Origin of the sequence: Campylobacter sp. IFREMER_LSEM_CL1085 (genome assembly GCF_025772235.1) — a bacterium.
Lineage (GTDB): Bacteria > Campylobacterota > Campylobacteria > Campylobacterales > Campylobacteraceae > Campylobacter_D > Campylobacter_D lari_D.
This window is the reverse complement of sequence record NZ_JAKMRU010000019.1, coordinates 1-13,843: the sequence shown is the minus strand read 5'-3', so window position 1 is coordinate 13,843 and position 13,843 is coordinate 1. Positions and strand designations below refer to the sequence as shown.

Genomic DNA, 13,843 nt, shown 5'->3' with positions numbered 1-13,843 from the left:
AATGCAAAAAATTTTTGATTCTCATTTGCATCTTTGGGATTTAAGTAAAATGCCTATTTCGTGGATAAAAGGCAATAATAGATTGGAACAAAATTATGATTTTTTAAGGGCAAAAAATGAGTATAAAGAATTTGATTTTTTAGGTGCGATGTATGTTGAAACAAATAGTGATGATTTGGAAAAAGAAGCTTTATTTGCATTAAAGCAAAAACAAGAACATGGTCTTTTTGTTTGTTTAGCTGATTTAAAGTACAAAGAACACTTATGTGCTTTTAGAGAGGTAATGCATACTAGTAAAAAGGGTGCTAAGAGACTATTTGAAGCAGATTTTAAAGAAAAATTAGAACTTCTAAATGTTTTTAATATACCTTTTGAAGCTTGCATGAAAAATGAAGAACTTTGGATATTGGAAAAGTTTTTATTTGATAATCCTAATTTAAAAGTAGTTTTAAATCATATGGGCAGTCCTAAAATTAACTATTTTGATGAATATAAAAAAATATTACATAAATTAAAAGATTTCCCAAATTTATGGATAAAAATTTCCGTACCAGATGATTTTACGATAAAAATTCATAGAGATTTTATATCTCAATGTTTTTCATTTTTAAAGAATGTTTTTAGTGAAGATAAATTTATATTTGGTAGTAATTATCCTGTGGCAAAAATAGCTCCAGCTAAATGGGCTAAATTTATCATAGAAGGAAATATTTTTAAAGATTTGGACAAGATATTTTATAAAAATGCTTTATCAATTTATAAGGAGGATAGGTGCAAAGATATGGTCAAATTATAAAAATTAAAAAGGAAAAAATACAAAAGTATAAAGATCTTCATGCAAAGCCTTATAAAGGTGTTTGTGAGATGATTAAAGAATGTAATATACAAAATTATTCTATTTATTTATTTGGAGAATATTTGTTTGCATATTTTGAATATACAGGTGTTGATTTTGATGCAGATATGGCTAAGATGGCAAAAGATAAAAATACACAACAATGGTGGAAAGTTACAGATCCCTGCCAAATATCTTTAGCTCATGCAGGACAAAAGTGGCTAAATATGGAAGAAGTATTTCATTTAGATTAAAAAAGGAGAAAAAATGACAACTTATTTAAATTATATTGATGGCGAATTTATCCCACACAATGGCGAATTTATAGAAGTTTTAAATCCCGCTACCAAAGAAGTAATATCAAGAGTAGCAAGTGCTTCTTTAGAAGATACACAAAGAGCAATTGAAGCAGCTAAAAAGGTACAAAAAAATTGGGAAGCTAAACCAGCGATTGAAAGAGCAAATCATTTAAGAGAAATAGCTAGTTTAATACGCAAAAATGCTAATTTTTTAACAGAAATTTTAATGCAAGAGCAAGGAAAAACTAGAGCTTTAGCTAGTGTAGAGATTAATTTTACGGCAGATTATATGGATTATACTGCTGAATGGGCTAGAAGGTATGAAGGCGAAATTATACAAAGTGATAGAGCTAATGAGCATATATATTTATATAAAAGTGCCATTGGTGTAATTGGTGGAATTTTACCTTGGAATTTTCCATTTTTTCTAATCGCAAGAAAGATGGCACCTGCTTTACTAACAGGCAACACCATTGTTATAAAACCAAGCAGTGAAACTCCAAATAATGCTTTTGAATTTGCAAAGCTTGTCTCGCAAAGTTCTTTACCAAAAGGTGTATTTAATTTAGTTGCAGGTAAGGGTAGTGTGGTAGGACATGAATTATCAAGTAATGAAAACATAGGTATGGTAAGTCTTACAGGGAGTGTTGAAGCAGGAACTAGAGTGATGGAAGCTGCAGCTAAAAATATCATTAAGGTTTCTCTAGAACTTGGCGGAAAGGCACCGGCTATAGTGTGTAAAGATGCAGATATTGATTTAGCGGTAGAAGCGATTAAGGCAAGTAGAATTTGCAATAACGGACAAGTTTGCAATTGTGCCGAAAGAGCTTATGTGCATACAAGTGTTTATGATGAATTTGTAGATAAATTTGTAAAAGCCATGAGTAAAGTAAGTGTTGGAAACACTTTGAAAGGCGATTTTGATATGGGTCCGCTTGTCAATCAAGCAGGGGTTGATAATGCTTTAGCAATGCTTGAGAGAGCTACGAATAAAGGAGCAGTTGTAGAATGCGGTGGAAAAATTACCGATACAAGCGGATATTATTTTCCTGCAAGCGTTCTTACAAATGTTAAGCATGAAGATGAGATCATGCAAAAAGAAATTTTTGCTCCGATTTTACCAATTACTAAATTTGATACACTTGATGAGGCAATTGACATGGCAAATGATTGTGAATATGGACTGACAAGTTCTATTTATACACAAAATTTAGATATAGCAATGAGAGCTAGTAGAGAAATAAAATTTGGTGAAACTTATATTAACCGTGAAAATTTTGAAGCAATGCAAGGATTTCATGCAGGTTTTAGAAAAAGTGGCATAGGTGGAGCTGATGGAAAACATGGTCTTGAAGAGTATTTAGCTACCCATGTGGTTTATTTGCAATACAATACCGATAAACAATGATTTTAATCCTATCTATTTTTAGATAGGGTTTGTTTGAAATTTTTAATCAATTTCTCCGCGTTCTTTTAGAATTTTTACAGCCATTGCTTTTTCTGTTCTACCGGCACTAAAAAATCCTTCACTATTTATGATGTTTTTTAATTCATTGCTACTTTTATTCTCTAATCTTATTTTCGTAGCTTGTAATTCTTTGCTTTTTGCATCTAAATTAGCTGCCGCATCTTTTGCTACTTTGCCTACGCTATCCCAAAAACCCATTTTATCTCCTTTTGTTTTTATTGGTGGATTTTATCAAAAAAATAAATCAATAGAAAAGAGCATTTTGAATTTTATACTAAATTTCCCTGCTCTTTTGAATTAAATGTTAATTAGATATTAGTAAATTTTATTCTTTTGTTAAAAATCAAAAATATTCTTTTTATGGTAGTTTTATCTATTTTTTAAGTAAAAATGTTAATTTAATACCTGAATTTAAATTATACTTAGAGGATGATAAATTAATTTGTTTTGATATTATCCATCCAAGTTATACCGCTTTTTGTGAAAAATCAAAGACTTTTTGTGTTTTATGGACTGAATTTAATGAAGATTTTCAAAACTTTTTACATAATTTCGAGCAAGATAAACAATTCATTAAAGAAAACACTATGTTTGTAAAAGAGAATATTAAAAATTCTTTTAATATTTCAGCAATCCCTTGGATAAATTTTTGAGAATTTCTCTTTACATTTACATAAAAAAGAAAATTATTTTTTTCCTATTCTTACAAGTGGGAAAATTATCAAGAAAAAAATCAATGTTTTATTCCACTAAGTATTAATGTAAATCACGCAAACACCGATGTTTATCATGTGAGTTTGTTTTTAGAAAATTTCAAAAAGATTTAAATTGTTTTTAGTTTATATTTTTGTAAGTAAAATTTAGATATTATCCAAAGTTTATTACATTTTTTAAAGAAAGGAATTATTGTGCCTACCATAAATCAATTGGTTAGAAAAGAGCGCAAAAAAGTTTTAGAGAAATCTAAATCTCCAGCGCTTAAAAATTGTCCACAAAGAAGGGGAGTTTGCACTAGGGTTTATACAACAACCCCTAAAAAACCAAACTCAGCGTTAAGAAAAGTTGCCAAAGTAAGACTTACAAGTGGCTTTGAAGTTATTAGTTATATCGGTGGTGAAGGTCACAACCTACAAGAACACAGCATTGTTTTAGTGCGTGGTGGTAGGGTAAAAGACTTACCAGGTGTTAAGTATCACATTGTTCGCGGTGCCTTAGATACTGCAGGTGTTGCAAAAAGAACCGTTTCTCGTTCTAAATATGGTGCGAAACGCCCTAAAGCAGCAGCTAAGTAATAAAATTGCAGACAAATCCGTTAGATTTGATTTTGTTTGAGTAAAATTATAAATTTGAAGGAAAATTATGAGAAGAAGAAAAGCTCCGGTAAGAGAAGTCTTGCCAGATCCGATTTATGGAAACAAAGTAATCACAAAATTCATTAATTCTTTAATGTATGATGGTAAAAAAAGCACAGCTACGACTATTATGTATGGTGCTTTAGAAGCTATCGATAAAAAGGGTGGAGAAAAAAAAGGTATAGAAATTTTTAATGATGCTATTGAAAATATTAAGCCTTTATTAGAAGTTAAATCTCGTCGTGTTGGTGGTGCTACTTATCAAGTGCCAGTAGAAGTACGCCCAGCTAGACAACAAGCTTTAGCTATAAGATGGATTATTTCTTTTGCTAGAAAAAGAAGCGAAAGAACTATGATAGAAAAATTAGCAGCAGAATTATTAGATGCAGCTAATAGCAAAGGTGCTTCATTCAAGAAGAAAGAAGATACTTATAAAATGGCAGAAGCTAATAAAGCATTTGCTCATTATCGCTGGTAAGAGGAGTAAAATATGTCAAGAAGTACTCCTTTAAAAAGAGTTAGAAATATAGGTATCGCAGCTCATATTGATGCAGGTAAAACAACTACTAGTGAGAGAATTCTTTTCTTTACAGGTATGAGCCATAAAATTGGTGAGGTGCATGATGGTGCAGCTACAATGGACTGGATGGAGCAAGAAAAAGAAAGAGGTATCACAATTACTTCTGCTGCTACAACTTGTTTTTGGAAAAACCATCAAATTAACCTTATAGACACTCCAGGCCATGTTGACTTTACAATTGAAGTTGAAAGATCAATGCGTGTTTTAGATGGTGCAGTTGCGGTATTTTGTTCAGTAGGTGGAGTTCAACCACAATCAGAAACTGTATGGAGACAAGCTAATAAATACGGTGTTCCAAGAATTGTTTTTGTAAATAAAATGGACAGAATTGGTGCAAATTTCTTTAATGTTGAAGAACAAATCAAAAATCGTTTGAAAGGTAACCCAGTTCCACTTCAAATTCCAATCGGTGCTGAAGATAATTTCAAAGGTGTAATTGATCTTATTACCATGAAAGCTTTGGTATGGGAAGATGAAAATAAACCAACTGATTATGTAGAAAAAGAAATTCCAGCTGAACTTAAAGAAAAGGCTGAAGAATATCGCACAAAAATGATAGAAGCAGTTTCTGAAACAAGCGATGAATTAATGGAAAAATACCTAGGTGGTGAAGAGCTTACTCAAGAAGAAATTAAAGCAGGTATTAAAGCAGGATGTTTAAGTCTTTCTATGGTTCCTATGCTTTGTGGTACAGCTTTTAAAAATAAAGGTGTTCAGCCATTACTTGATGCTGTTGTTGCTTATTTACCAGCTCCTGATGAAGTTGCTAATATTAAAGGTGAATATGAAGACGGTACAGAAGTTTCTGTAAAATCAACTGATGATGGTGAGTTTGCAGGCCTAGCATTTAAAATTATGACTGATCCTTTTGTTGGGCAATTAACTTTCGTTCGTGTGTATAGAGGAAGTTTAGAAAGTGGTTCTTATGCATACAACTCAACAAAAGATAAAAAAGAAAGAATCGGTCGTCTTTTGAAAATGCACTCTAATAAAAGAGAAGAAATTAAAACTTTATATGCAGGAGAAATCGGAGCGGTTGTTGGACTTAAAGACACACTAACCGGTGATACTTTAGCAAGTGAAAAAGATAAGGTTATTTTAGAGAGAATGGATTTTCCAGATCCTGTTATTTCAGTTGCTGTTGAGCCTAAAACAAAAGCAGATCAAGAAAAAATGTCTATTGCTTTAAATAAATTAGCTCAAGAAGATCCAAGCTTTAGAGTTTCAACAGATGAAGAAAGTGGTCAAACTATCATTTCAGGTATGGGCGAGCTTCACTTAGAAATTATCGTTGATAGAATGCTTCGTGAATTTAAAGTTGAAGCAGAAGTTGGTCAACCTCAAGTTGCTTACCGTGAAACTATTAGAAAAACAGTTGAGCAAGAATACAAATACGCTAAACAATCAGGTGGTCGTGGACAATATGGTCATGTATTCTTAAGACTTGAGCCACTTGAACCAGGTAGTGGATATGAATTTGTAAATGATATCAAAGGTGGGGTAATTCCAAAAGAATATATTCCAGCAGTTGATAAAGGTGTTCAAGAGGCATTACAAAATGGTGTTTTAGCGGGATATCCTGTTGAAGATGTTAAAGTAACTGTTTATGATGGAAGTTACCACGAAGTGGATTCTTCTGAAATGGCATTTAAACTTGCAGCTTCTATGGGCTTTAAAGAAGGTGCTAGAAAAGCAGGTGCTGTAATCTTAGAACCTATGATGAAAGTTGAAGTTGAAACTCCAGAAGAATATATGGGTGATGTTATTGGCGATTTAAATAAACGCCGTGGCCAAGTAAATTCAATGGATGAAAGAGGTGGTAATAAAATTATTACAGCATTTTGTCCTTTGGCCGAGATGTTTGGTTACTCAACCGATCTTAGAAGTCAAACTCAAGGCCGTGCTACTTATTCTATGGAATTTGATCACTATGATGAAGTTCCAAAAAATGTTTCTGAAGAAATTATCAAAAAAAGAAATGGTTAATCTATCAAGATGGGCAAAAAGCTCATCTTGAATTATTTATGTCCTTTTGAATTAATTAAATTAATTGCTCCTTCATTAATTTCATATGCCTTTCCAAAACCTTTAACATATCTTCCATTTTTCAGTATAAGTTGAAATAAATGAAAATCTTGCATATTTTTAATGACTTGAATTATTTCTTTATTGTCTTCATTTTCATAAGTATTTAATACTTGCTCAAATAGCTGATTATCTCTTGTTATTTCTACACTCTCTACTCTAAATTTAAGCCTTTTTCTTGCAAAGATTGATATGCAATCTTTTTCATCTTGTATAAACATAATTTCTATGTTTTTATTATTGTATTTTACTCCTTCAAAGTGTTCGGCAATTTCACTAATATAAATATAAAAGTCATTTTTGTTTTTTATAATAGGAGTATATGAACATATGGTTTGATTGTTTAAATTTAAAGACGATATCATAATGCTTTTGTATTCTTGTATAAATTGATTAATTTCATCATGTAGTTGCATAAAAATTTTCCTTGTAAGTTAAAATGAATAAGATTTGAGGGTTATAGAAAAGTAAAAAGAAGAGTTCGCTACTCTTCTTCATCAGTATTTTTGCGTACAACTTTAATGCGTTCTATGCTATTTCCATCCATCTTTTTGACTTCGTAGTAGCAAAATTCATCTTCTATTCTATCTCCAACCACCGGTAAGCGTCCTAAAAGATTGAAAACATATCCACCTATAGTGACTTGTTCTAATTCTTCATTAAAGCGTATATCAAGCATTTCTTCTACTTCGCTAATTTCATATCTTCCTTGAAATTCATAGATATTTTCTGCAAGCTTTTTAAAATGTGGACTAGAATCATCATGCTCATCGTTAATATCACCAACAATTTCTTCCATAATATCTTCCATAGTTAAAAGACCAGCAGTTCCGCCATATTCATCTACTACTAATGCTGTATGTACTTGTTCTTTATTCATCATGAAAAGAACTTTAGATATGCTGATATTTTCTGGAACTAGGATCATTTTGATTAGAAAATCATCTAAATTTTTCTTATCTTTGCTAAGTTCATTTTGCATAATGTCTCTAATATGCACCATACCTAAAATGATATCTTTAGAACCATCTATGTATGGAAAGCGTGTATGTTTATACTGACAAACTATTTGCATATTTTCTTCATAGCTTTTTTGTTTATTAAGACAAATCATATCTTTTCTAGGTGTCATGATTTCTTTTGCTACTGTATCTGAAAAATCGACAGCATTGCGTATGATTTCAGTTTCAAATTCATCCAAAACTCCACCTTTTTGGCTTTCACTCGCAATAAATTTAATCTCTTCTTCAGAGTGACTTAATTCGTGTTCTTTGGCAGGTTTTATACCTATAATTTTTAAAGAAACTGCAGCTAAAAAGTCAAATGTTTTAATGAAAGGTAAGAAAAGTAACCAAAACAAATGCAATGGTCTTGCAACCCATAAAACAGCTCTATCTGCAATGGCTATAGCAATGCTTTTTGGGACCAACTCGCCTAGCACAACATGCAATAATGTGATAATAGCAAAAGCAATAATAAATGCTATGGTATGGATTAATGCTGGAGATAAACCTAAATTTGCTAGAGGAACTTCAAGAATTTTAGCAATAGCAGGTTCGCCTATCCAACCAAGAGCAAGAGAGCTTAGCGTAATACCAAGTTGGCAAGCACTTAAATAAGTATCTAGTTTTGAAGTGACTTCCAAAGCTTTTTTTGCATTGCGTTTTTTCTCTTTTACCATTTCTTCAAGTTTTGATCTACGCACTTTAACAATAGCAAATTCAGATAAAACAAAAAATCCATTTAAAAGCACTAAAGCTAATGCAACAAGAATCATAAAAGTAGAATAGCCTATATCAATAGAGGCAACAGTAGGTAGTGTTTGATTTAAGTCTAAAGATTGACTGGGGTCCAAAAAAACTCCTTTAATAAAATTTCGCAAAATTATATCAAATCAAAACTATAAAATTAGCTTAAAAATAATGATATATTTTAAATTAATTTAATGTTTTCTATATTCTATATTTTTTTCAAATTCATCTAAACGCTTGTAAATACTACGAAGCTGTGTGATAGTTGTCCAGTTGGTGATAAAAATGCTAAATGAAGATCTAACCTGGTCAAAAGCATTACCAACTTGTATGATAATTCCAAGTTGTATAAGTCCTAAAAATAAACTTGGAGCCATGATTAAAAAGGGTACTATAACCATGATTTGCTCAAATAAATAAAGCCATATATTAAAATATCCATAATGTAAAAATAATCTTTTATAATTGATTTTAAGCCCGGTAAATAAACTTAAAATACTTTCATCGCTTGCATAATTTTTTCTATCATCTTCAGCAAAAACAAGTTCTTTTCTAAAAGCAGCTTCGGCTTTTTGATTGTTATATTCTAATCCAGGTAGTTTTATACCTACAAACCATGATATAACTAAACCTCCTAAAGAAACCAAAAATGCAATCCATACTAAAGAGCCATTAATATCTTTTAAGATAGGTAAATTAACATGTGCGCTTAACATCCATAAAATTGGCACAAAAGCAACTAAAGTCATAATTGCTTTGACAAAAGCTAACCCTAAACTTTCTATGATTTTTGAAAAATTATAGATATCTTCTTGAATTCTTTGCGAACTGCCTTCTATGTTATCATCTTTTTTTTGCCAAAATTTAATATAATCAAAAGTCATAGCCTCGCGCCATTTAAAAGCATATATGCTTCCAAAATATTGCGTGATAGTAGCGATTAATACATAAGGCAGTGCTAAATATAAAAATTGTTTAATAAAATGATAAAAATCATTTATGCTATGATTTTTTGCATCTTGTAAAACATCGTAAAATTCTTTATACCATTCATTTATTGCTACATTAATAGAGGTTTGTGCTAATAAAGAAGACAATAAAAAAAACAGACCCAAGTAAGCCCATAAAGCCCATTTTTTAGAATAAAAAAAAGATTTAAACATTTTAAATTTCTTTCAGCATTTTTTCATAATGTTTTATTGTATGTTTTTTTGCTTTAAATATTATACTAAAAATCATAATAAAACAACTTGCGACTAAAAATCCAGGAATGATTTCATAAATTTCTATAAAATTTGAACCAAAATGCTTATAAAATACAACAGTTAAAGCCCCGCTAACCATTCCAGCTATTGCACCTTCTTTGCTCATATTTTTATAAAATAAAGAAAATAAAATAACGCTTCCAAAACTAGCTCCAAAACCTGCCCAAGCATAAGAGACTATGCTTAAAATTTGACTTTGAGTATCAAGTGAAAGTATAAAAGCTACACACGCTACAATCAAAACACCTAAGCGTGACAACAAAGTAATATTTTTATCATTTGTTTTTCTTTTTAAGATTTGTGTATAAAAATCTTGTACCAAGCTAGAAGCGCATACTAGCAATTGAGAACTTGCAGTACTCATAATGGCTGCTAAAATTGCACTGAGTAAAATTCCAGCCACCCAAGGGTTAAAAAGCACTTGAGACATTACAATAAATATTCTTTCAGGATCATTTAAAGTAAGATCAAATTTAGCTATATAAGCAATACCTAAAAATCCTATCATAGCAGCACCAAATAGAGAAATTACCATCCAAGTTATGCCTATAAAAGTCGCAGTAGGAATTTCTTTTACATTTTTTATAGAAATAAAGCGAATTAAAATATGAGGTTGGCCAAAATATCCAAGTCCCCAGGCCAAGGTTGATGCTACCACTAGCCAACCACCACCATCTAAACCAAAAGCTTGAGGTTTTACATCATTTATAGTAGAAAAAGCTTCGCCAAAGCCGCCAAGTTCAAAAATCATCACAAAAGGAATGATGATTAATGAACTCATCATTAAAAGTCCTTGTATCATATCAGTCCAGCATACGGCTTTATAGCCACCTAAAAAAGTATATAAAACAATAACTAAAAATCCAATACTTAATGCAAAAATATAAGGCAAATTAAATACACTTTCAAAAAGTTTAGCACCACTTACTAATCCAGCACTAATGTAAATAGTAAAAAATACTAAAATAACTACCGCACAAATACTTCTTAAAATATGTCTATCATCATGAAAGCGACTTTCAAAAAAATCAGGAATTGTAATACATTCTTTGGCTATTTGAGAAAAAATCTTTAATCTTTTAGCAACAAAGGTCCAGTTTAGAAACATACCAAAACTTAAACCTATGGCTATATAAATTTGTCCCAATCCAGCTGCGTATAAAGCACCGGGAAAAGCCATTAAAAGCCAACTACTCATATCAGAAGCACCTGCACTTAAGGCAGATATTACCGGCCCCATTGATGCATTTCCAACAAAATAATCTTTACTATTTTGATTTTTTTTGTAAAAATAAAAACCTATAAAAAGCATTAAAAATGCATAGGTAATAAAAGTAATAATAATAGGATAAGAAAATTCCACACTTTGTAAATTCATAAGTGTCCTTAAAAAATTTAAAAAACCATCATTTTACTTGTTTTATTTTAAAAAAACATTATAAAAATTATTTTTTATTTCAATGCTTTATAAAGTTTTTTTGTTACAATTTTCAAAAAAATTAAGGATAGTTAATGAAAAATCTTTTAATTATAGGTGCAGGTGGTGTAAGTTGCGTTGCAACTGTAAAATGTGCAATGAATAGTGATGTTTTTAGTAAAATAACTCTAGCAAGTAGAACTAAAAGTAAATGTGATGAAATAGCAGCTTTTATAAAAGAGCGTTTAGGTATAGAAATTCAAACTGAGCAAATAGATGCAGATGACACATCTGCTGTTGTAGAGCTTATTAAAAAAATAGGAGCTGAAATTTTATTAAATGTGGCTTTGCCTTATCAAGATCTTGCTTTAATGGATGCGTGCATTCAAACTAATATCCACTATGTAGATACTGCAAACTATGAACATCCTGATTTGGCTAAATTTGAATATAAAGAACAATGGGCAAGAAATGATAAGTTTAAACAAGCAGGAATTTTAGGACTTTTAGGCAGTGGATTTGATCCAGGTGTTACTAATGTATTTTGTGCTTATGCGCAGCAAAATTTATTTGATGAAATTCATTATATTGATATACTAGATTGTAATGCAGGTGATCATGGATATGCCTTTGCAACTAATTTTAACCCTGAGATAAATTTAAGAGAAGTATCTGCTAAGGGTCGTTATTGGGAAAATGGAAAATGGATAGAAACTGAACCTATGGAAATAAAAATGGAGTGGGATTATCCTGAAGTAGGAGTAAAGGATAGTTATTTGCTTTATCATGAAGAGCTTGAAAGTTTAGTAAAAAATATCAAAGGTCTAAAAAGAATAAGATTTTTTATGACTTTTGGACAAAGTTATTTAACTCATATGAAATGTCTTGAAAATGTTGGTATGCTAGGTATTAAACCTGTTATGCATCAAGGTAGAGAGATAATACCAATAGAATTTTTAAAAACTTTACTTCCTGATCCTGCTAGTTTGGGCCCTCGTACTAAAGGTTACACTAATATAGGTTGTGTAATCCGTGGTGTAAAGAATGGAAAAGATAAGCAAGTTTATATTTACAATGTTTGTAATCACGAAGAATGCTTTAAAGAAACTGGTGCACAAGCTGTAAGCTATACTACAGGTGTCCCTGCTATGATAGGTACGAAATTAATTGCTAAAGGAATTTGGCAAGGAAAAGGTGTGTTTAACATGGAAGAATTTGACGCCAAACCTTTCATGGATGAGTTAAATACCCAAGGACTTCCTTGGAAAATTATAGAGATGGAGCCAAATTTAGGAAAATAATCTCAAGTCTTTTTTGACTTGAGAAAGTTTTATAATGACGCAATTATTATTAAGTATAGATTGGACGCCTTTTTTAGTTTCCATAAAACTTTCTATTATTACTTGTATAATTTTGTTTTGTTTTTGCATACCTCTTGCTTGGGTTTTTACTTTTAAGCAATTTAGAGCAAAAAAAATTCTAGAAACTATAATAACCTTACCTTTAGTTTTACCACCGTCTGTTGTTGGTTTTTACTTGTTGATTTTATTTTCAAAATATTCTTTTTTTGGAGAATTTTTAGAAAAATATTTTAATATCACTTTAGCTTTTACTTTTGAAGGCTTGGTAATAGCAAGTTGCATTTACTCTTTACCTTTTATGTTTAATCCTTTATATAATGCAATGTCTTTAATTTCTAAAAATATTATAGAAGCAAGTTTTTCTTTGGGAAAAAATTCTTTCATCACACTTTTTAAAGTAATCTTACCAAGTATCAAACCAGCTATACTCAGTGCTTTAGTAATAAGTTTTGCACATACTATGGGCGAGTTTGGTATAGTATTAATGATAGGTGGTTCTTTAAGCGGAGAAACAAAAGTAGCTAGTATTGCTATATATGAAAGTATGGAAAATTTAGATTTTGCTACAGCTCATATTTATAGTCTCATACTTTTAATTTTTAGTTTTGTTGTTTTGTTAAGTGTAAATTTGTTAAAAAATAAATAACAAAGACTTATTTTATTGTATAATTAATTTATATCTTAAATTTAAAGGAGAAATGATGGATAATTCACTATCAGGATATACTAAAAAATATGACAATGAAGGATATGGCTTACAATATCCAGATGGACATGTTATAAGATTTTATGAGAGAATCTTAAAATACAAATTAAACAAAACAAGTGGAAATTTACTTGATTTTGGTTGTGGAAATGGAGTTCATTCTAAGTATTTTCAAGATGTAACGGGGGGGGGGATATTAATGCTTATGGTATAGATATTGTTCCTAGCTTAAAAAATACTTGGAAAAAAGATCCTAGGATAAATGAAAATAATTTTCATGTTATTACACCAAATTCTAGTTTTAAAAATTTATTTAATGTAAAAATGGATTTTATTTTTGCAAATCAAAGTTTATATTATCTACCAAACAAAGACTTTCAAAAAACTATTGAAGAATTTTATGATTTATGTAATGATGGAGCAATAATTTTCGCGACAATGATTAGCTCTAAAGCTTATCAAGAATTTGTTGCAGGAGATGTTAAAGATAATGGTTTAGTGGAAGTAAAATCTAGTCCAAGATTAAATGGCGAATCTACTTATATAAATTTTACAAATACGATTGAAGAATTAAAAGAAAAATTTAAACCTTTTAAACCATTATTTTGGGGAGATTATGAATTAATAAATTTATATAATTTTGAAGGAAGTATACAGCATTTTATTTATATAGGGGAAAAATAATTTTACTATGATAAAGACTTTATCAAGTCTTTATCATCAC

General features: G+C 30.3%; 15 protein-coding genes and 1 pseudogene. 11 read left to right on the top strand and 5 right to left on the bottom strand.

The features are described from left to right. Window position 1: 1 nt before the first annotated feature. The 3 genes from L8W56_RS07510 to aldA are packed head-to-tail and all read left to right on the top strand — an operon-like array spanning window position 2 to window position 2,542. Window positions 2-796, top strand: a complete 795-nt coding sequence (locus L8W56_RS07510) for an amidohydrolase family protein (RefSeq protein ID WP_133319926.1) — start codon at window positions 2-4, stop codon at window positions 794-796. Continuing rightward, on the top strand, window positions 772-1,089 hold the full coding sequence (locus L8W56_RS07505; RefSeq protein ID WP_263659891.1) for an L-rhamnose mutarotase: 318 nt from the start codon (window positions 772-774) through the stop codon (window positions 1,087-1,089). Before L8W56_RS07510 ends, L8W56_RS07505 begins: the two co-directional genes overlap by 25 nt. Window positions 1,090-1,102: 13 nt before the next feature. Beyond that, window positions 1,103-2,542, top strand: a complete 1,440-nt coding sequence (gene aldA, locus L8W56_RS07500; RefSeq protein ID WP_263659890.1) for an aldehyde dehydrogenase — start codon at window positions 1,103-1,105, stop codon at window positions 2,540-2,542. Window positions 2,543-2,584: 42 nt separating this feature from the next. Here aldA and L8W56_RS07495 read toward each other — a convergent pair whose 3' ends face one another. Then, window positions 2,585-2,800, bottom strand: a complete 216-nt coding sequence (locus L8W56_RS07495) for a transposase (protein ID WP_263659889.1) — start codon at window positions 2,798-2,800, stop codon at window positions 2,585-2,587. 116 nt (window positions 2,801-2,916) lie between these two features. Here L8W56_RS07495 and L8W56_RS08915 point away from each other — a divergent pair. From L8W56_RS08915 to fusA, 4 genes and pseudogenes are all read left to right on the top strand, one after another. Further along, window positions 2,917-3,429 (top strand): annotated as a pseudogene (locus tag L8W56_RS08915) (CatA-like O-acetyltransferase). Between the two features lie 81 nt (window positions 3,430-3,510). Next, complete coding sequence (gene rpsL / locus L8W56_RS07490) at window positions 3,511-3,894, top strand: 30S ribosomal protein S12 (RefSeq protein WP_012661187.1); 384 nt, start codon at window positions 3,511-3,513, stop codon at window positions 3,892-3,894. A gap of 67 nt (window positions 3,895-3,961) precedes the next feature. Further along, window positions 3,962-4,432, top strand: coding sequence for a 30S ribosomal protein S7 (gene rpsG / locus L8W56_RS07485; RefSeq protein WP_012661188.1), 471 nt, complete (start codon window positions 3,962-3,964; stop codon window positions 4,430-4,432). A gap of 12 nt (window positions 4,433-4,444) precedes the next feature. Continuing rightward, window positions 4,445-6,520: an elongation factor G gene (fusA, locus tag L8W56_RS07480; protein WP_039617755.1), complete on the top strand. Its 2,076-nt coding sequence runs from the start codon at window positions 4,445-4,447 to the stop codon at window positions 6,518-6,520. Between the two features lie 32 nt (window positions 6,521-6,552). On the opposite strand, the gene L8W56_RS07475 is transcribed toward fusA, so the two are convergent. From L8W56_RS07475 to putP, 4 genes are all read right to left on the bottom strand, one after another. Next, the gene (locus L8W56_RS07475; RefSeq protein WP_263659888.1) at window positions 6,553-7,035 is read right to left on the bottom strand and encodes a pyridoxamine 5'-phosphate oxidase family protein; all 483 of its coding nucleotides are present in this window, start codon (window positions 7,033-7,035) and stop codon (window positions 6,553-6,555) included. A gap of 68 nt (window positions 7,036-7,103) precedes the next feature. Continuing rightward, window positions 7,104-8,474, bottom strand: coding sequence for a hemolysin family protein (locus L8W56_RS07470; RefSeq protein WP_263659887.1), 1,371 nt, complete (start codon window positions 8,472-8,474; stop codon window positions 7,104-7,106). Window positions 8,475-8,561: 87 nt separating this feature from the next. Next, entirely contained in the window at window positions 8,562-9,533 is a 972-nt protein-coding gene (locus tag L8W56_RS07465; protein ID WP_133319920.1) for a putative transporter, read from the bottom strand. A 1-nt stretch (window position 9,534) separates the two neighbouring features. Next, a complete protein-coding gene (gene putP, locus L8W56_RS07460) occupies window positions 9,535-11,013 on the bottom strand; it encodes a sodium/proline symporter PutP (RefSeq protein WP_263659886.1) in 1,479 nt (492 codons plus the stop codon). Window positions 11,014-11,147: 134 nt separating this feature from the next. Here putP and L8W56_RS07455 point away from each other — a divergent pair, with 134 nt between their 5' ends. The 4 genes from L8W56_RS07455 (at window position 11,148) to L8W56_RS07440 (ending at window position 13,803) form a co-directional block, all read left to right on the top strand. After that, window positions 11,148-12,353 (top strand): saccharopine dehydrogenase family protein, encoded by a 1,206-nt coding sequence (locus L8W56_RS07455; RefSeq protein WP_263659885.1) that lies wholly within the window; start codon window positions 11,148-11,150, stop codon window positions 12,351-12,353. 34 nt (window positions 12,354-12,387) lie between these two features. Further along, the gene (modB, locus tag L8W56_RS07450; RefSeq protein ID WP_263659884.1) at window positions 12,388-13,059 is read left to right on the top strand and encodes a molybdate ABC transporter permease subunit; all 672 of its coding nucleotides are present in this window, start codon (window positions 12,388-12,390) and stop codon (window positions 13,057-13,059) included. 55 nt (window positions 13,060-13,114) lie between these two features. Continuing rightward, window positions 13,115-13,333 carry a class I SAM-dependent methyltransferase gene (locus L8W56_RS07445; RefSeq protein ID WP_263659883.1) on the top strand — a complete coding sequence of 73 codons (219 nt, stop codon included), beginning with the start codon at window positions 13,115-13,117 and terminating at the stop codon, window positions 13,331-13,333. Between the two features lie 110 nt (window positions 13,334-13,443). After that, window positions 13,444-13,803, top strand: a complete 360-nt coding sequence (locus tag L8W56_RS07440; protein ID WP_133319916.1) for a hypothetical protein — start codon at window positions 13,444-13,446, stop codon at window positions 13,801-13,803. Window positions 13,804-13,843 lie beyond the last annotated feature (40 nt).